Source organism: Modestobacter sp. SYSU DS0904 (genome assembly GCF_054051115.1).
This window is the reverse complement of sequence record NZ_JBJHAQ010000004.1, coordinates 84,915-102,344: the sequence shown is the minus strand read 5'-3', so window position 1 is coordinate 102,344 and position 17,430 is coordinate 84,915. Positions and strand designations below refer to the sequence as shown.

The 17,430-nt window shown below is 75.8% G+C and carries 17 protein-coding genes and 1 riboswitch; of the genes, 10 read left to right on the top strand and 7 right to left on the bottom strand.

Annotation, left to right across the window (positions count from 1 at the left end; genetic code table 11):
- Positions 1-4: 4 nt before the first annotated feature.
- Positions 5-778, bottom strand: a complete 774-nt coding sequence (locus tag ACI79U_RS04070) for a PRC and DUF2382 domain-containing protein (RefSeq protein WP_457065675.1) — start codon at positions 776-778, stop codon at positions 5-7.
- Between the two features lie 103 nt (positions 779-881).
- On the opposite strand from ACI79U_RS04070, the gene ACI79U_RS04065 reads away from it, so the two are divergent.
- Positions 882-2,927: a HelD family protein gene (locus ACI79U_RS04065; protein WP_457065677.1), complete on the top strand. Its 2,046-nt coding sequence runs from the start codon at positions 882-884 to the stop codon at positions 2,925-2,927.
- Positions 2,928-2,960: 33 nt separating this feature from the next.
- Positions 2,961-3,812, top strand: coding sequence for a PPK2 family polyphosphate kinase (locus ACI79U_RS04060; RefSeq protein WP_457065679.1), 852 nt, complete (start codon positions 2,961-2,963; stop codon positions 3,810-3,812).
- On the opposite strand, the gene ACI79U_RS04055 is transcribed toward ACI79U_RS04060, so the two are convergent.
- From ACI79U_RS04055 to ACI79U_RS04040, 4 genes are all read right to left on the bottom strand, one after another.
- Positions 3,802-4,632 (bottom strand): YihY/virulence factor BrkB family protein, encoded by an 831-nt coding sequence (locus ACI79U_RS04055; RefSeq protein ID WP_457065681.1) that lies wholly within the window; start codon positions 4,630-4,632, stop codon positions 3,802-3,804. The genes ACI79U_RS04060 and ACI79U_RS04055 overlap by 11 nt on opposite strands.
- Before the next feature lie 74 nt (positions 4,633-4,706).
- Complete coding sequence (locus tag ACI79U_RS04050) at positions 4,707-4,856, bottom strand: hypothetical protein (protein ID WP_457065683.1); 150 nt, start codon at positions 4,854-4,856, stop codon at positions 4,707-4,709.
- Positions 4,857-4,945: 89 nt separating this feature from the next.
- Entirely contained in the window at positions 4,946-6,496 is a 1,551-nt protein-coding gene (locus ACI79U_RS04045; RefSeq protein WP_457065686.1) for a phytoene desaturase family protein, read from the bottom strand.
- Positions 6,493-6,951, bottom strand: coding sequence for a GNAT family N-acetyltransferase (locus ACI79U_RS04040; RefSeq protein WP_457065688.1), 459 nt, complete (start codon positions 6,949-6,951; stop codon positions 6,493-6,495). The genes ACI79U_RS04045 and ACI79U_RS04040 overlap by 4 nt, the downstream gene beginning before the upstream one ends.
- A 425-nt stretch (positions 6,952-7,376) precedes the next feature.
- Positions 7,377-7,546, top strand: a riboswitch (cyclic di-AMP (ydaO/yuaA leader).
- Positions 7,547-7,561: 15 nt separating this feature from the next.
- Here ACI79U_RS04040 and ACI79U_RS04035 point away from each other — a divergent pair.
- From ACI79U_RS04035 to ACI79U_RS04020, 4 genes are all read left to right on the top strand, one after another.
- The gene (locus ACI79U_RS04035) at positions 7,562-8,722 is read left to right on the top strand and encodes a C40 family peptidase (protein ID WP_457065690.1); all 1,161 of its coding nucleotides are present in this window, start codon (positions 7,562-7,564) and stop codon (positions 8,720-8,722) included.
- A gap of 173 nt (positions 8,723-8,895) precedes the next feature.
- Entirely contained in the window at positions 8,896-9,243 is a 348-nt protein-coding gene (locus ACI79U_RS04030; RefSeq protein WP_457065692.1) for a DUF3817 domain-containing protein, read from the top strand.
- Between the two features lie 9 nt (positions 9,244-9,252).
- Positions 9,253-10,584, top strand: a complete 1,332-nt coding sequence (locus ACI79U_RS04025; protein ID WP_457065694.1) for a serine hydrolase domain-containing protein — start codon at positions 9,253-9,255, stop codon at positions 10,582-10,584.
- Positions 10,581-11,303, top strand: coding sequence for an aspartate/glutamate racemase family protein (locus tag ACI79U_RS04020; RefSeq protein ID WP_457065696.1), 723 nt, complete (start codon positions 10,581-10,583; stop codon positions 11,301-11,303). The genes ACI79U_RS04025 and ACI79U_RS04020 overlap by 4 nt, the downstream gene beginning before the upstream one ends.
- 2 nt (positions 11,304-11,305) lie before the next feature.
- On the opposite strand, the gene ACI79U_RS04015 is transcribed toward ACI79U_RS04020, so the two are convergent.
- Together ACI79U_RS04015 and ACI79U_RS04010 are read right to left on the bottom strand one after the other, a co-directional pair.
- Positions 11,306-11,824 (bottom strand): hypothetical protein, encoded by a 519-nt coding sequence (locus ACI79U_RS04015; RefSeq protein ID WP_457065698.1) that lies wholly within the window; start codon positions 11,822-11,824, stop codon positions 11,306-11,308.
- A 66-nt stretch (positions 11,825-11,890) separates the two neighbouring features.
- A complete protein-coding gene (locus ACI79U_RS04010) occupies positions 11,891-12,385 on the bottom strand; it encodes an Lrp/AsnC family transcriptional regulator (RefSeq protein ID WP_457065700.1) in 495 nt (164 codons plus the stop codon).
- Between the two features lie 214 nt (positions 12,386-12,599).
- Between ACI79U_RS04010 and pdhA the strand changes: the two genes are divergently transcribed.
- From pdhA to ACI79U_RS03990, 4 genes are all read left to right on the top strand, one after another.
- Positions 12,600-13,739 carry a pyruvate dehydrogenase (acetyl-transferring) E1 component subunit alpha gene (gene pdhA, locus ACI79U_RS04005; RefSeq protein WP_457065702.1) on the top strand — a complete coding sequence of 380 codons (1,140 nt, stop codon included), beginning with the start codon at positions 12,600-12,602 and terminating at the stop codon, positions 13,737-13,739.
- A complete protein-coding gene (locus ACI79U_RS04000) occupies positions 13,736-14,713 on the top strand; it encodes an alpha-ketoacid dehydrogenase subunit beta (protein WP_457065704.1) in 978 nt (325 codons plus the stop codon). The genes pdhA and ACI79U_RS04000 overlap by 4 nt, the downstream gene beginning before the upstream one ends.
- Positions 14,713-16,125: a dihydrolipoamide acetyltransferase family protein gene (locus tag ACI79U_RS03995; RefSeq protein ID WP_457065706.1), complete on the top strand. Its 1,413-nt coding sequence runs from the start codon at positions 14,713-14,715 to the stop codon at positions 16,123-16,125. Before ACI79U_RS04000 ends, ACI79U_RS03995 begins: the two co-directional genes overlap by 1 nt.
- Before the next feature lie 62 nt (positions 16,126-16,187).
- Positions 16,188-17,381, top strand: a complete 1,194-nt coding sequence (locus ACI79U_RS03990) for an AGE family epimerase/isomerase (protein WP_457065708.1) — start codon at positions 16,188-16,190, stop codon at positions 17,379-17,381.
- The last annotated feature ends 49 nt before the right edge of the window (positions 17,382-17,430 follow it).

The following is a 17,430-nucleotide window of genomic DNA, read 5'->3' as shown; positions in this document are numbered from 1 at the left end:
CGGCTCAGCCCCGCGGGTCCTGCACGGTGGTCAGCTCGACCTGCTCGCGGCGGAGCTGGTCACCGACCTCGTGCTGCTCCGTCGTCCAGGAGGTCGCCAGCCGCACCCGCTCGATCGGCTCCCGCTCGACCGAGACCACCGGCCGCTCGCCGTAGAGGGTCACCCACTCGCCGGTCCGCTCGCTGCCCGGGTCGATCGTCGCGTCGCCGTCCGGCCGGTCGCCGGGGCGGACCGGCAGGTACTCGATCCGGGCACGCTGCCGGGTGACGGTCACCGGCACCATCACCTCCTCGGAGACCTCCTCGATCCGCAGCACCGCGCGGGTCCAGGGCTCGATCACCGTGTCGACCTGGAGCTGCTCCTCCGAGCGGGTCATCGCACCGTCGGCCGAGGCGTGACCGGCGGGGGGAGTCGTCCCGGGGCGCTCCACCGCCGGCCCGGTGCCGGCGACCTCGCCGAGGCGGTAGTGCTCCTGCAGCACGGCCTCCTCCTCGGGGCTGAGGTGGTCCGGGCGGGCGACGCGCGGGGCGGAGCGGACCGCCGTGACGGGCACGGTCAGGTGCAGCCGGCCGCCGGTGAGCTCGGCGCCGGCCATCGGTGCGATGGTCGGCACCTCCTCGTCGTCGGGCGCGGCGTGCAGCCCCTCGGTGAGGCCGATCCAGGTGGGCTGGCCGGTCACGTCGTCGAGGAAGACGGCGGTCACGGTACCCAGGGGGGTGCCGTCCCGGTCGTCGACGATCGCCCCGATGACGGGAGGCGGCGCGGAGTCACTGGTCATGCCCTGGTGGGTGCTCCGGTGTGGGCCCCGCTACACATCCCCGGCGCGCCGCGCGCGGAAGTCGGTTGAGCCGGTCCCCGTGCACGCGTAGCGTCCTCCGACCGTGTCTCCGACCCCCGCCACCGCCGAGACCGCCCCCGATCCCGTCCTCGCCGCCGAGCGCGCCCACCTGGTCCACGCAGCCGACTGCCTGACCCGGATGCGCACCGCGGCCACGGCCGTCACCGACGCCGGGGTGGACGCCTGGGCGTCCGAGCGCCTCGGTGCCGCCCGCGCCGAGCGGCTGCGTTCGCTGGCCGCCGACCCCGGCGTCCCGCCCTTCTTCGGCCGCACCGACGGGGAGTCCGAGACCTTCCACATCGGCCGCCGGCACGTGCGCGACGCCGTCGGCGACCCGGTGGTCATCGACTGGCGGGCGCCGATGAGCCGGCCGTTCTACCAGGCCAGCGCCGCCGACCCGCAGGGGCTGGCGCGCCGCCGACGGTTCGGCTTCGCCGCCGGTGAGCTGACCGGCTACGAGGACGAGCTGCTGGCGGCCGGCCATGAGATCGGCCAGGAGCAGGGCAGCGAGTTCCTCCGGCAGGAGATCGAGCGCCCGCGCAGCGGCCCGATGCGGGACATCGTCGCCACCATCCAGCCCGACCAGGACGACATCGTCCGGGCGCCGCTGGCCGAGTCGATCTGCGTGCAGGGCGCGCCCGGCACCGGGAAGACCGCCGTCGGGCTGCACCGGGCGGCCTACCTGCTCTACACCCACGGCGAGCAGCTGGCCCGCACCGGCGTGCTGGTGGTCGGGCCGAACCGGGCGTTCCTGCGCTACATCGAGCAGGTGCTGCCCGCCCTCGGCGAGGTGGAGGTCGACCAGGCCACGGTCGCCGACCTCACCGCCCGGGTGACCGTCCGGGCGCAGGACGAGCCGGCGGTCGCCGTCCTCAAGGGCGACCCGCGGATGGCCGAGGTGCTGCGCCGGGCGCTGTGGGGCGGCGTCCGCAAGCCGGTCGACTCGGTGCAGGTGGCGTTGTCCGGCCGGAAGTACCGGATCGGCGAGGACCGGCTCAAGCGTTTCGTCGACGACCTGCGCCGGGCCGGCACCAGCGGCGCCGACGACCAGCAGCTGGTGCACTACGCGGCCGGCCGGGAGCGGCTGGCGATGGGGCTGGCCGAGTACGCCCGGCGGCTCAAGGAGGCCGGCGGGGGCAGCCCGACCGACGCCGAGACCCGCCGCTGCGCCCGCAGCGCCGAGGTGCGCGCCTTCTGCGACGCCGTCTGGCCCGCGGTGGACGCCGCCGGGCTGGTGCACGACCTGTTCACCGACCCCGGGCGGCTGGCCCGGGCCGCCCGCGGGGTCCTCACCGACGAGGAGCAGGCGCTGCTGCACTGGCCGAAGGCGCCGCGGTCGGTGAGGACCGCCCCGTGGACCGCCGCGGACGCCGTCCTGGTCGACGAGGTCGCCGGCCTTCTGGAGCGCACCCCCGGGTACGGCCACGTCGTCGTCGACGAGGCGCAGGACCTGTCCCCGATGCAGTGCCGGGCGATCGCCCGGCGCCTGGGCGCGGGCTCGCTGACCGTGCTCGGCGACCTCGCCCAGGCCACCAGCCCCTGGTCGGCGCCGGACTGGGCGCAGACGCTGGCCGGCCTCGGCCGGCCGGGGACGACCATCCGGCCGCTGACCCGGGGCTACCGGGTGCCCGGCGAGGTCCTCGACTTCGCCAACCGGCTGCTGCCGCGGATCGCCCCCGGGCTGCCCGCGGCCACCGCGGCCCGCGCGGAGCCCGGTGCACTCCGGCTGCGCCCGGTGACGGCACTGGCCGGGCCGCTGGCCGCGGTGGTCGCCGAGCTGACCGACGCCGAGGGTTCGACCGGCGTCGTCTGCGCCGACGCCGACGTCGCGGAGGTGGTCGGGATGCTGGCGTCCGCCGGGCTCGAGGTGACGGCGCTGGCCGACGACGGCAGCGCGCCCGCCCGGGTCTCGGTGGTGCCGGCGACCCTGGTCAAGGGGCTGGAGTTCGACCACGTCGTGGTGGTGGAGCCGGCCGCGATCGTGGCCGCCGAGCCGCGCGGGCTGCACCGGCTCTACGTCGTCCTCACCCGGGCGGTGAGCAGCATGGTCGTGCTGCACCGCGGCGAGCTCCCCGACCTCCTGACCTGAGGCCGGCGCGAGCGGCGTCCCTAGGCTGGGCGGATGTCCTCCCTGCGCCGAGCCCTGCGCGTGCCCCCCGCCCCGGTCCGGCTGAGCACGCTCGACCCCCGCTCGACGCCGCACGTCCCCGGCGACAAGGAGCACACCCGGGAGGTCATGCGGGTCGACGCGGAGCGGCTGGCCGAGCTGCAGCAGCGGCTCTACGCCGAGGGCACCGGCGGCAGCCGGCGTCGGGTGCTGCTGGTGCTGCAGGGCATGGACACCAGCGGCAAGGGCGCGGTGGTCAAGCACGTCCTCGGCGCGATGGAGCCGCACGGGGTGCAGGTGGTCTCCTTCGGCAGGCCGACGCCGGAGGAGCTGCGGCACTCGTTCCTGTGGCGGGTGCGCCGCGGCGTGCCCGGGCCGGGCAAGATCGGCGTCTTCGACCGCTCCCACTACGAGGACGTGCTGGTCGGCCGGGTCCGGCAGCTGGCCCCGCCGGAGGTGATCGAGCGGCGCTACCGGGAGATCACCCGGTTCGAGGAGCAGCTGGCCGCCGACGAGGTGACCGTGGTCAAGGTCTTCCTGCACCTGTCGCCGTGGGAGCAGAAGCAGCGGCTGCTGACCCGGCTCGACGACTCGACCAAGCGCTGGAAGTTCGACCCCTCCGACGTCGACGAGCGGGCGCTGTGGCCGGAGTACCAGGAGGCGTACGCCACCGCGATGGAGCGCACCGACACCGACACCGCACCCTGGTTCGTGGTGCCGGCCGACCGCAAGTGGTACCGCAACTGGGCCGTCGGCCGGCTGCTGCTGGAGACGCTCACCGACCTGCGCCCGCGCCTGCCCGAGCCGGCCTGGGACGTGGACGAGCAGCGCGACCGGCTCGTCGAGGAGCAGCCGCTCAGCGGCTGACCGCCCGCTGGGCGAGGCGTTCGTCCAGCGCCTCGGTGCACAGCCAGCCGCCGATGAGCACCAGGTGCAGCAGGAACAGCCAGAAGCCGACGGCGATCACCCCACCGACCACGGTGAGCCCGCCGAACGGGGCGCCGAGGTCCAGCGGCAGGGACAGGAACAGCACGAAGCCCTGCAGGAAGCCCGACAGGCAGGCCGCGGTGAACAGCGCACCGGCCAGCACCGCCCTCCACCGCAGCCGACCGGCGGCGACCACCCCGAACACCCAGGCCAGCGGCACGGTGAGCACACCGAGCACCGAGTAGTAGCCGACCGCGAGGGCGGCCAGCCCGTTCCCGAGGCCGGGCTCGGCGGCCAGCTCGGCGAGCGCCTGCCCGGCCCGCAGCAGCGGCCAGGTCAGCAGTGGGGCGACCAGCAGCAGCGGCAGCGCCAACAGCCGGCCACGCCAGGCGGTGAACCGGTCGTGCGCCGGGCTGAACCGCAGCAGCGCCCGGCGCAGCCCTTCGCCGTACAGCGAGATGGGCAGCAGGGTGAGCAGGCCACCGAGCACGGACAGGCCCGTGCCGGCGTCGGCCAGCCGGGCCAGGGCGGCCGGTGCGCCGAGCTCGGCGGGCAGCACCTCGCCCAGCCGGTCGGTCATCCGGAGGACGGTCTCCCGGCTGGTGACCCAGCTGGTCAGCGCGAGGGAGAGGACCAGGCCCGGGACGACGGCGATCCCCGCGTAGAAGGTGAGCCCGGCGGCGATGAGCGAGGTGTCCCGCCCGCGCAGCCGGCGGCGCACCGACGCCGCGAGGTCCCGCGCCTCGTCCGCCACCCGCACCGCGCCATGTGATCACGGCGGGTGGCACCTCTGCCCGTCGGCGGGCCGGTGGCGGCAGCTCGACGCGGGCCCGGTCAGTCGACGAGACCGCCGACCAGCAGCATGTAGCCGAAGATCACCACGAGGATCAGCACGATGACCCCGGCGAGGACGGCGAGGGTCCGCTTCCGCCGGGACCTCGGCGGCTGGCCCTGGTCGGAGGAGCGGTTCGGCGGGGTGCTCATGGTGCCTCCAGTCGTCGGGTTCGGTCCGTCTCGGTCTCTCGGGTGTTCGTTCCCCGGCCACGGCTGCTCACGCACGGATGCCGGATCCGTCACCGCCCGAGCAGGTGCTGGGCGGCGGCGAACCCGCCGAGCCCGCTGACCGCGCCGCCGCGCACCGTGCCCCCGGACGACGCCGCGACCACCCGCGGGTGTGCCGTCGCCACGCCCCAGGTGCCGGCCTGGGCCGGGTCGGTCGCCACCGGCCAGGACAGGTCGCCGTGGAAGATGTGCCCGCCCGGCATGGCCAGCGCGGCCTCGACGTCCAGCGGCGAGGCCGCCTGCAGGCACGGCCGGCCCTCGGCGTCGGTGGCCAGGCAGTCGGCCAGTGGCTCGGTCAGGTGCTCGTCGAGCTGGGCGACGACCCGGCGCACCGCCTCCTCGCGGGTGCCCACCGGGTCGGCCGCGTAGAGCTCGGCCGGGGTGTGCAGACCGAACAGGGTCAGCGTGTGCAGCCCCGTGGCGCCGGTGATCGACGGGTCGGTCAGCGAGTGGCAGTACACCTCGAACGGGACGACGTCGGGCAGCCGCCCGGCGCCGGCCGCCGCGAACGCGGCGTCGATGGCCGAGGCCGACTCGTCGACGTGCACCGTGCCGCTGAACACCCGGTGCGGGTCGTCCCCGGAGCGCAGCCCGGGCAGCCGCCGCAGCACCATGTTCACCTTGAGCTGGGACCCGGAGGGCCGGGGCGCCGGGGGCGCGCCCAGCAACTCGTCGAGCACCGTCGGCGCCGCGCCGCTGACCGCGTACGAGCAGTCGGCCGCCGAGGGAGTCCCGTCGGCGTCGGTCCAGTGCACCGTGACGCCGTCGGCGCGGGTCTCCAGGGCGGTGACCGTGGCGCCGGTGACCAGGTCGGCGCCCGCGGCGCGGGCGGCGGTGGCGATCGCGCCGCTGACCGTGCCCATGCCGCCGACCGGCACCCGCCAGCGGCCGGTGCCGTTGCCCACCAGGTGGTAGAGGAAGCACCGCCCGGCCAGCCCGTCGGCGGCGTGCACGTCGGCGAAGGTGCCGATCAGCCCGTCGGTGAGGGCGATGCCGCGCAGGTCGTCGTCGGTCAGGTGGTCGGCGACGACGTCGGCCAGCGGCCGCTCGCGCAGGTCGTGCCAGATGGCCGGGTCGCGCAGCCGGCCGGTGAGCTCCGCCTCGCCGGGCAGCGGCTCGGTGAGGGTGGGCGCCAGGTCCTCGGCCAGGGTGGTCAGCCGGCCGTAGAACCGCTGCCAGCCGGCCAGTTCGCCGTCGCCACCGGTGAGCGCCCGGAAGGACGCCGCCGTCGCCGGCCCCTCGTCCCGCTCCACCAGCAGGCCGCGGTGCCGGCCGTCGCGGTGCAGCGGGGTGTACGAGGCGACGGCCCGGTCGACCAGGCGGACCGGCAGCGCCAGGTCGGTCACGATCCGGTCGGGCAGCAGGCTGACCAGGTAGGAGTACGCCGACAGCCGGACGTCGACCCCGCCGAACACCTGCTGGCTGACCGCGGCGCCGCCGAGCACGTCCCGCCGCTCCAGCACCAGCACCGACCACCCGGCGCGCTGCAGGTAGGCGGCGGCGACCAGCCCGTTGTGCCCACCGCCGACGACGATCGCGTCGTACCGGGCCGCGGTGCTCACCCCAGCTCCCGGGCGAAGAAGACCGCGTGCGGGTCGTCGGCACCCACGTAGTGCCCGAACGCCTCGATCGGCCGGTAGCCCGTCGAGGTGTACAGCGCGATCGCCTCCGGCTGCCGGACGCCGGTCTCCAGGCGCACCGTCGTCCAGCCGCGGGCCACCGCCTCGGCCTCCAGCCCGGCGAGCAGCAGCTTGGACACCCCGCGGCCGCGCGCGCCGGGAACCACGTACATCCGCTTGATCTCGGCCTCCGCCGCGCCCAGCGGGCGCAGGGCGCCGCAGCCGATCGGGGTGCCGTCGTCGTCCCGGGCCAGCAGCACCACGGCGACGTCGGCGGCGGACGGCGGCACCCCCGGCTCGCCGGTGCCGTCGTAGCGGGCGCGCAGCTCGACCTGCTGGGCGGCGGTCAGCGCGGCGACGTCGGGGTCGTCCCAGGGGGCGGTGGTGAGGGTGGGCACCGGTCCATCCTGGCGCGCCGCGCTCCGGGCCCCGCTAGCAGGCTCCGGGTCGGCGGTCGGGGAGCGCCGCGCCGGGAGCGCCGTGGGACCGCGGAGCCACGACGGCGCTGAGCCGCGCCGTTGCTCGCGGAGCGTGACGGACGGTCGCCGACGGCGGTCGGGGTTCCCCGGCCCGGCCGCGGTCGGGGGCGCTGCCCGCGTCCGGCCGGGTGCCCAGCTCGGGAAGCGTGTCGGCCGCCCGACCGCGGTGTCCGAGACGGCCGACACGCCCGATCCGGCGCGCCTGTCACGCTCGGTGAGCGTGTTGGAGCACACGCCGGGAGTTTCTCAACAAAATCGCAATGAGCCTTTGTCACGAGCCCATAACGCCCTTACGGTGGGCGACGGTCCGGACGGGCTCCTCAGCCACCCCTCGGTGGCGACCGACCAGACCGCCGCCGAACTCCGCGGCCCGTGCACTCCGGCGGGCCAGGGGACCGGGGACCCACCGCAGCACTGGGGTGAAGCACCGCGCGGCCCAGCCGGGCCGCAGGTGCCGGGTGTCTTCCCACCCGAACCCGTCAGCTAACTCGGTAGGCGGCTCGTTGGAAGAAAGGACCACCCGCCGAACATGGCGAGTTCGCTCAACCCTGCCCGCCGCGGGTCCACCTCCCGCCGGGCGGTCGTCACCCTCCTCGCCGCCGGCGCCCTCGTGGCCGCCCCGCTGCTCAGCCCCGCGCCCGCCGCGGCCGAACCCACCACCTCCGCCGAGGCGGCCACCCTGGTCGCCGAGCGCGCGCACGAACTCGAGGTCGTCACCGAGCAGTTCAACGACGCCCGGGTCGAGCTCGAGACCAAGCAGGCCGAGGTCGACGCCGCGGCCGCCCGGGTCGAGGCCGCCGAGGCCGCCCTGGTCGGCGCCCGGGACCGGGTCCGCGAGGTCGCCCGCAGCGCCTACACCGGCGACCAGCTGAGCACCCTGCAGGCGATGCTGACCAGCGACTCCGCCGACGAGCTGCTGGACCGCGTCGGCACGCTGGGCTCCATCGCCGACCACAACAACGGCATCCTGGGCGAGGCCGTCACGGCCGACGAGCAGGCCACCGAGGCCCAGGCCGCGGCCGAGACCGCCGCCACCGAGGCGCAGCGCCAGCTGGACCAGGTCGAGAAGCAGCGCACCGACCTGAACAAGCAGATCGCCGAGTACCAGGCGATGTACGAGCGGCTCTCCGCCGCGGAGCAGGCCGCCTCCCGGGCCGAGGCCGAGCGCCAGCACGCCGCCGAGGCCGCCGAGGCCGCGGCGGCCGATCAGGCCGCCGGGTCCGCCGCCGGCTCCGCCCCGGCTCCGGGGGCCCGCGCCGGTGGGGGCAGCAACGCCGCCCGCGGCTCGGCTCCGGCTGCCGCCCCGGCGCCGTCCGCCCCGGTGGTCGCCTCCAGCGGCGCCGCGGCGACCGCGGTCAGCACCGCCATGGCCCAGCGCGGCAAGCCCTACGTCTGGGCCGCGGCCGGTCCGGGGTCGTTCGACTGCTCCGGCCTGGTGCAGTACGCCTACGCCGCCGCCGGCATCAAGGTGCCGCACTCCAGCCGGGCGCAGGCGACCATGGGCCGCGCGGTCTCCCGCGGGGAGCTGCAGCCGGGCGACGTCATCGCCTTCTACTCGCCGGTCAGCCACGTGGGCATCTACATCGGCAACGGCCAGATGGTGCACGCGCCGACCTCGGGCGACGTCGTCAAGGTCGCCAGCATCGACGTGATGGGCAGCATCACCGCGATGCGGCGGATCGCCGGCTGACGCCAGCGCCTCACGACGGTGCCCCGGTCGCCTCACGGCGGCCGGGGCACCGTCGTCTCTGGGCCCTGGAACGGCCCCTCCCGGGTCCCGCCCTGAGCCTGCGAAGGGTGGGAGGAGGGGGTCCTTCGTCACATCCGGGAGACCGGGGCGCCGGTGGTTCGTTGTCCCCGGTCGTGGCTGCCCGTCTGCTCGCCCCCGCCCCCGTTGCCCGCACGTTCCGCGTCGTCGCCGTCGCCGAGGCGGTGTCCTGGGCGCTCCTGCTCGCCGGGATGTTCGTGAAGTGGGTGCTGGGCACCTCCGAGCTCGGGGTCCAGGTGTTCGGCCCGGTGCACGGCGCGGTCTTCGTGGCCTACGTCGTCGTGACGCTGGTCGCCTGGCGGGTGCTGCGCTGGTCGCTCGGCACCACCGTCCTCGCGCTGGCCGCCTCGGTGCCGCCGCTGGTCACCCTCTGGTTCGAGCACTGGGCCCGCCGCACCGGCCGGCTGCCGGTGGGGGAGGCCGCCGCCGTCCGGGCTGGCTAGCCTCCCGGCATGGCCGATCCCGTGCTGCCCTCCACCGCCCGCACCCTGCTGGCGCGCACCGCCCGCGTGCAGCGCGACGGCCGGGCGCCCAGCCTGGTCGCCGGCGTCGTCCGCGACGGCGGGCTGGCCTGGTCGGCCGGCCGCGGTGACGTCGCCGAGCCGTGCACCGACGTCCAGTACCGGCTCGGCTCGATCAGCAAGCCGGTCACCGCCCTGGTGGTGATGCGGCTGCGCGACGAGGGCGCCCTGGGCCTCGACGACCTGCTGGGCGAGCACGTGCCGGACACCCCGCTGGGCGACCGCACGGTCGGTCAGCTCCTCTCCCACCTCGCCGGTGCGGGCTCGGAGAGCCCGGGTGGCTGGTGGGAGCGCGTGCCCGGCGGCACGCTGGCCGAGCTGCCGCTCAGCGACGACGACGTGGTGCTCGGCGCCGCCCGGCGCTTCCACTACTCCAACCTCGGCTTCGGCCTGCTGGGCGAGCTGGTCGCGCGGCACCGCGGCCGGCCGTGGGCCGACGTCGTCCGGGACGAGGTGCTGCTGCCCCTCGGCATGACCCGCACCACCCCGCGGCCCAGCGGCGCCGCCGCCCGGGGCCACGCAGTGCACCCGTGGGCCGACGTCGTGCTGCCCGAGCCCGAGCACGATGCCGGGGTGATGGCCGCGGCCGGTCAGCTGTGGGCGACGCTGGCCGACCTCGGCCGGTTCGCCACCTTCCTGCTCGGCGACACCGCGGACGTGCTCTCCCCGGCGACGCTGGAGGAGATGACCGTGCCGGCCGGGGTCGACTCCTCCGCCAGCGGCTGGTCGGCGTACGGCCTGGGCCTGCAGGTGGTGCGCGTGGACGGGGCGACGCTGGTCGGGCACGGCGGCTCGATGCCCGGGTTCCTGGCCGGGGTGTTCGTCGACCGCGCCGAGCAGGCCGGCGCGGTGATGCTGGCCAACACCACCAGCGGGCTCGACCCGCTCGTCCCCGGCCTGCTGGCCGACCTCCGGGCGGCCGAGCCGCGCGTGGTCGAGGCCTGGACGCCGGCGCCGCCACCGGTGTCGCTGGAGAACCTGGGCGTGTGGTTCTGGGGGCCGGCGCCGCACGTGCTGCGGGCGCAGGGCGACCGGCTGCTCCACCTGGGCCCGCTGCCCGGTCGGCCCGGCCGGGCCAGCCGGTTCGCCGCGCGGTCGGACGGCACCTGGGTGGGGCTGGACGGCTACTACGCGGGGGAGACGCTGCGGATCGCCCCGGACCACCTGGACCTGGCGACCTTCGTCTTCACCCGCACCCCCTACGACCCCGGGGCCCCGGTGCCCGGTGGGGTCGACGAGCGCGGCTGGCAGGGGCGGTCGTGACGCCGGCGCCCCGGCAGCGGGTGATCGGGATGCTCGGCGGGATGAGCTGGGAGTCCAGCGTCGAGTACTACCGGCTGGCCAACGAGCTGGTCCGGGAACGGCTCGGCGGCCTGCACTCGGCCCGCTGCGTCCTCGTCTCGGTCGACTTCACCGAGATCGAGCGGCTCCAGGTGGCGGGGGAGTGGGCCCGGGCCGGTGAGTTCCTCGCCGCTGCCGCCCGCGGCGTGGAGGCGGCCGGCGCCGACCTCCTGCTGCTGTGCACGAACACGATGCACAAGGTGGCCGACCAGGTCCAGGCCGCCGTCGGCATCCCGCTGCTGCACCTGGCGGACGTGACCGCGGAGGCGGTGACCGCCGCCGGCATCGAGACGGTCGGCCTGCTGGGCACCGCCTTCACCATGGAGCAGGACTTCTACCGCGACCGGCTCGCCGGGCACGGGGTGCGGGTGCTCGTGCCGCCGGCCGAGGACCGGGCCGAGGTGCACCGGATCATCTACGCGGAGCTGGCGCTGGGCATCGTCCGCGAGGAGTCCCGGCAGGCCTACCGCGACGTGATCCGGCGGCTGGCCGGGGCCGGCGCGCAGGGTGTCGTCCTCGGGTGCACGGAGATCGAGCGCCTCGTCGGCCAGGACGACAGCCCGGTGCCGGTGTTCCCCACGACCCGGCTGCACGTCGAGGCGGCGGTCACCGCCGCGCTGGCGGGGCAGCCGCCCGGCTGAGGTCAGGGGCGGGCGAAGGCGTCCATCGTCGTCTTGACCACCGCGGCGTAGGCCACGTGCGGGACGACGTCGCTGAGCCAGCTGCTGGCCGACCAGGTCCGCGGGTCGGTGATGCCCAGGACGGTCATCGGCCCGTTCGACGCCACCATCACCCCGGCGGTGATCAGCCCGGTCCCGACCAGCGGCTGCGACCGGAACCCGGCGGCCCGGGCCAGCCCGGCGACGACGCCCATGCCGACGCCGGCCGCCAGCCCGGTCATCGGGCCCAGCCCCTGCACCCGGTTCTGCCGGGTCTCCTCGTCGCCGGGGATCTGCACGTGCACCTTGTCGGCGAGCGCCTCGACGGTCTGCTCGGGGGTGGAGCTGCTGCCCCGCCCGCGCACCACCATGTCCAGGTAGGTGACGGCGTTCAGCGCGGTCGTGCCGGCCGCACCGGCCGCCGCACCGCGCAGCACCCAGCCCAGCGTGCTGATCCCGCGCCGGCCCGCGCCGATGGTGCCCAGAGGGGTTCGCTTCGCCATGGGCGCGCCCCTACCCGGCAGGCCGGGAGGGTGAAACGGCCGGAGCACGTCGGCTCCCGGCGCCCGTCACTCCCCGGCGGTGCTCCCGGCGGCGCGCTCCAGCAGCGGGGTCATCCGGTGGTCGACGAAGCGGCGCAGCGCCAGGTTGGTGTCGGTGCGCTGCACGCCCGGGATGGCCAGCACCTGCTCGCTGATCCGCCAGAGGTCGTCGGCGTCCACCGCGACCACCTGCACCAGCAGGTCGGCGACGCCGGAGAGCCCGGTGACCTCCAGGACCTCCGGGATCGCCGCCAGCGCCTCGGCGACGTCGGCCAGGCTGCGCTGCACGACCTGAACCGTGACGTAGGCGCCCAGGCGGTAACCCAGCGCCTCGGGGCGGACCCGGCGTTCGAACGGGTCGAGGACGCCGCCGGACTCCAGCCGGGCCAGCCGGGCCTGGACCGTGTTGCGCGCCAGGCCCAGGGTCTGGGCCAGCGAGAGCACCGTGGCCCGCGGGTCCTCCGACAGGGCCAGCAGCAGGCGGGCGTCGGTGGCGTCGAGTCGGGTGGTGCCGGTGGTCACGGTGCGCAGTCTGGCATGCGAGGACGTCCTACTACCGGTCATCGTGCGCACCCGCCGGGATGGATCTTGCGCAGATCGGCAGCGTGGTGATCTGCTGCTGGCGGCGTCGGCATGCCACCATGTGTGTGAGCGGCGCCACACCCGGGCGCCGCGAGGACGTCCAGCGCGGGACGCCGGAGACCCCGGCCCCGCGAGACGGCGAGGAGGGACGCGCATGACCGCGCTGTCGCACACCACCGAGGTGGTCGACCCCGTACCGGGAGCCGCAGCTCCCCATCTGCCCGGGCAGCAGGAGCTGGTCCAGCTGCTCACGCCCGAGGGGGAACGGGTCGAGCACCCCGGCTACGCCCTCGACGTGAGCGACGAGGAGCTGCGCGGCCTCTACCGCGACCTGGTGCTGGTCCGCCGCTGGGACTCCGAGGCCACGGCCCTGCAGCGGCAGGGCGAGCTCGGCCTGTGGGCCTCGCTGCTCGGGCAGGAGGCCGCCCAGATCGGCGCCGGCCGGGCGCTGGCCGCCGACGACATGGCCTTCCCGACCTACCGCGAGCACGGCGTGGCCTGGACCCGCGGGGTGGAGCCGCTGCACGTGATGAGCCTCTTCCGCGGGGTCGACCAGGGCGGCTGGGACCCGGCGGCCACCGGCTTCAACCTCTACACCGTCGTCATCGGGGCGCAGACCCTGCACGCCACCGGCTACGCGATGGGGCTGCAGCGCGACGGCGCGGAGAGCGCCACGCTGGCCTTCCTCGGCGACGGCGCGACCAGCCAGGGCGAGGTGAACGAGGCGATGATCTGGGCCTCGACCTTCGCCGCGCCGGTGGTCTTCTTCTGCCAGAACAACCAGTACGCGATCAGTGCCCCGATCGAGCGGCAGTCCCGGGTGCCGTTGTTCCACCGGGCCAGTGGCTTCGGCTTCCCCGGCGTCCGGGTCGACGGCAACGACGTGCTGGCCGTGCTGGCGGTCACCCGGGCGGCGCTCGCCGCCGCCCGGGACGGCCAGGGCCCCACCTTCATCGAGGCGTTCACCTACCGGATGGGCGCGCACACCACCTCCGACGACCCGACCCGCTACCGGCTGGCCAGCGAGCTGGAGGAGTGGAAGCTGCGTGACCCGATCGCCCGGGTCAAGGCGCACCTGTCGCGCAGCGGCATCGCCGACGCCGACTTCTTCGCCGCGGTCGAGGCCGACGCCGACGCGCTGGCCGAGCGGATCCGCAGCGGCACCCGGGCGCTGGCCCAGCCGGCCCCGACCGAGATGTTCGACCACGTGTACGCCGAGATGCCGCCCGAGCTGGCCGCCCAGCGCGCGGAGTTCCTCGAGTACCACGCCGGCTTCGAGGGAGCGGGGCGGTGACCGACACCCTCACCATCGGGAAGGCGCTCAACCTCGGCCTGCGCCGGGCGATGGAGGACGACGCCAAGGTCGTGCTGATGGGCGAGGACATCGGCCGGCTGGGCGGGGTCTTCCGGATCACCGACGGCCTGCAGAAGGACTTCGGCGAGCACCGCGTCGTCGACACCCCGCTGGCCGAGGCCGGCATCGTCGGCACGGCGGTCGGGCTGGCGATGCGCGGCTACCGGCCGGTCTGCGAGATCCAGTTCGACGGGTTCGTCTTCCCCGCCTACAACCAGATCGTCACCCAGGTCGCCAAGCTGCACGCCCGCTCCCGGGGCCGGCTGCCGATGCCGATCGTCATCCGCATCCCCTTCGGCGGCGGCATCGGCGCGGTCGAGCACCACAGCGAGAGCCCGGAGGCGTACTTCGCGCACACCGCCGGGCTGAAGGTGGTGGCGATCAGCAGCCCGGCCGACGCCTACTGGGGCATCCAGCAGGCGATCGCCCACCCCGACCCGATCGTGTTCATGGAGCCCAAGCGGCGCTACTGGGACAAGGGCGAGGTCGACCTCGACGGCGCGCCGGCCCCGCTGTTCGCCTCCCGGGTGGTCCGGGGCGGCGACGACGTCACCGTGCTGGCCTACGGGCCGATGGTGAAGACGGCGCTGCAGGCGGCCGAGGCCGCCGCCGAGGAGGGCCGCTCGCTGGAGGTGGTCGACCTGCGCACGCTGTCCCCGCTGGACCTGGAGCCGGTGCACGCCTCGGTGCGCCGCACCGGGCGGTGCGTGGTGGTGCACGAGGCGCCGCTGACCCTGGGGCTGGGCGCGGAGATCGCCGCCCGGGTCACCGAGAGCTGCTTCCACTCGCTCGAGGCGCCGGTGCTGCGGGTGGGCGGCTACGACACGCCCTACCCGCCGTCGAAGCTCGAGGAGGACTACCTCCCCGACCTCGACCGGGTGCTGGACGCCGTCGACCGGGCGCTGGCCTTCTGATGGCCGAGCTGCGCCAGTTCCGGCTGCCCGACGTCGGCGAGGGGCTCACCGAGGGCGAGATCCTGTCCTGGATGGTCGCGGTGGGCGACACAGTGGCGGTCAACCAGCCGCTGTGCGAGGTCGAGACGGCCAAGGCCGCCGTCGAGCTCCCCTCGCCGTTCGCCGGCACCGTCGTCGAGCTGCTGCACGAGGTCGGGACGACGGTCGACGTCGGGGCGCCGATCATCACCATCGACACCGGCGGGCCGGACGGCACCTCGGCCGAGGCCGCCGCCCCGCCGGCGGCGGCGGCGGAGGAGCGCACCGCCGTCCTGGTGGGGTACGGGCCGCGCACCACCGAGCCGCGCCGCCGCCCCCGCCGGCCCGCCGTGCCTGCGCAGGCCGACTACGGCTCCGGCGCCGACCACCCGCCGCTGCTGGCCACCGCGCCGGACACCCGGGTGAAGCCGGTGCGGCACGGTGGGCTGGAGGCCGGCCGGGCCGCCGAGGCGCAGGCCGACCGGGCCGCCGCCGCAGCCCCCGGGATCGCGGCTCCGCCCGGCGCCGGCGCGCTGCGCCCGCTGGCCAAGCCGCCGGTGCGCAAGTACGCCAAGGACCTCGGCGTCGACCTGACCACGGTCACCGGCACCGGGGACGGCGGGGTGATCACCCGCGCCGACGTCGACGCGGCCCGCACCCGCGCACCCGGTGCCGAGCGCCCGCAGGGGCACGCGGCGGGGGAGACGCGCATCCCGGTCAAGGGGGTGCGCAAGCACACCGCGGCGGCGATGGTCGCCAGTGCGTTCACCGCGCCGCACGTCACCGAGTTCCTCACCGTCGACGTCACCCGCACGATGAAGCTGCGCCGGCGGCTGGCCGAGCGCCCCGAGCTCGCCGAGGTGAGGGTCAGCCCGCTGCTGTTCGTCGCGAAGGCGCTGCTGCTGGCCGTCGGCCGGCACCCGGTGGTGAACAGCAGCTGGGACGAGGCGGCGCAGGAGATCGTGGTGAAGTCCCAGGTGAACCTGGGCATCGCCGCGGCCACCCCGCGGGGCCTGCTGGTGCCGAGCATCAAGGACGCCGGCCGGCTGTCGCTGCCCGAGCTGGCCGGGGCGCTGGCCGACCTGACCGCCACGGCGCGCGCCGGGCGCACGCCCCCGGCCGACCTGACCGGCGGCACGATCACCATCACCAACGTGGGGGTGTTCGGCGTCGACACCGGCACGCCGATCCTCAACCCCGGCGAGTCGGCGATCCTGGCGTTCGGTGCCGTCCGGGAGCAGCCCTGGGTGCACAAGGGGAAGATCGCCGTCCGTCAGGTGACCACGCTGGCGCTGTCGTTCGACCACCGGATCATCGACGGCGAGCTGGGGTCGCGGTTCCTCGCCGATGTCGGTGCGCTGCTGCACGACCCGGGCGCCGCCCTCACCTTCTGAACCCCACCGACCAGGAGGTGTCTGCGCCACCCGTCGGCCGTCGTCGGGGCTACCTTTCCCGGGTGACCGACCTCGATCGCGTGCTCTCCTTCGCCACCCGGTCCCGGGTGCCGGGCGGTTTCGGGTGGCAGGGCGGGGACGGCGCCGTCCTGACCGACCGCCCGCTGCAGACCTGGATCACCGCCCGGATGACCCACGTCTTCGCGCTGGCCACGCTGCTCGGGTACGCCGGCGCGGAGGAACTGGCGGCGCACGGCGTCGCCGCGCTCCGGACCGGGCCGCTGCACGACGACGAGCACGGTGGCTGGCGGTCCGCCGTGGGTCCTGGTCCAGGGGACGACGACACCAAGGCCGCCTACGTGCACGCCTTCGCGGTGCTCGCCGGCGCGACCGCCACCACCGCGGGGATCGCGGGCGGCCGCGAGCTGCTCGACGAGGCGCTGGCCGTCTGGGAGCAGCGGTTCTGGGACGACGAGGAGGGTCTGGCGCGCGAGTCCTTCGACCGCGCGTGGACCACCGGCGAGGACTACCGGGGCGCCAACGCCAACATGCACGGGGTGGAGGCGATGCTCGCCGCTGCGGACGCGCTGGCCGGCAGCGACCCCGGCACCACCGCGCGGCTGCGCACGCACGCCCTGCGGGCCACCGAGCGGATCGTGCACGGTTGGGCGCGGGAGCGGGACTGGCGGCTGCCCGAGCACTTCACCGCGGACTGGGAGCCGCTGCCCGAGCTGAACCGGGACCGGCCGGCTGACCCGTTCCGGCCGTACGGCGTGACGGTCGGGCACCAGTTCGAGTGGGCCCGGCTGTGCGGGCACCTGGCCGCCGCGCTCGGCGAGCACGCCCCCGGCTGGCTGCGCACCGACGCCGACGGGCTGTTCACCGCCGCGGTCGAGCGGGGCTGGGCCGCCGACGGGCACCCGGGCTTCCCCTACACGCTGGACTGGTCCGACCAGCCGGTGGTGGTCGCCCGGATGCACTGGGTGCTCTGCGAGGCGGTCGCGGCGGCGGCGGTCCGGTTCGCCGTCACCGGTGACCCGCGGACGGCGACCCTGCAGCACCGCTGGGAGGAGCTGGGCGAGCGGTCGTTCCTGGACGAGGCGGCGGGCAGCTGGCACCACGAGCTCACCCCCGAGGGCGCGGTCGCCGAGGTCACCTGGGCCGGGAAGCCCGACGCGTACCACCTGGTGCAGATGCTGCTGCTGCGCGAGGCGCCGGTCCGCGGCAGCGTCGCGGCCGCCGTCCGCACCTCCTGAGCCTGGACGGGCCACGTCCCGGCTGGTTCCATGCACCCGGCCGTCGATC

Excerpts from the sequence above, each read along its gene's own strand:
- ACI79U_RS04070 (WP_457065675.1), bottom strand. The coding sequence starts at position 778 with ATGACCAGTGACTCCGCGCCGCCTCCCGTCATCGGGGCGATCGTCGAC.
- ACI79U_RS04060 (WP_457065679.1), top strand. The coding sequence starts at position 2,961 with ATGTCCTCCCTGCGCCGAGCCCTGCGCGTGCCCCCCGCCCCGGTCCGG.
- ACI79U_RS04050 (WP_457065683.1), bottom strand. The coding sequence starts at position 4,856 with ATGAGCACCCCGCCGAACCGCTCCTCCGACCAGGGCCAGCCGCCGAGG.
- ACI79U_RS04035 (WP_457065690.1), top strand. The coding sequence starts at position 7,562 with ATGGCGAGTTCGCTCAACCCTGCCCGCCGCGGGTCCACCTCCCGCCGG.
- ACI79U_RS04025 (WP_457065694.1), top strand. The coding sequence starts at position 9,253 with ATGGCCGATCCCGTGCTGCCCTCCACCGCCCGCACCCTGCTGGCGCGC.
- ACI79U_RS04015 (WP_457065698.1), bottom strand. The coding sequence starts at position 11,824 with ATGGCGAAGCGAACCCCTCTGGGCACCATCGGCGCGGGCCGGCGCGGG.
- pdhA (WP_457065702.1), top strand. The coding sequence starts at position 12,600 with ATGACCGCGCTGTCGCACACCACCGAGGTGGTCGACCCCGTACCGGGA.
- ACI79U_RS03995 (WP_457065706.1), top strand. The coding sequence starts at position 14,713 with ATGGCCGAGCTGCGCCAGTTCCGGCTGCCCGACGTCGGCGAGGGGCTC.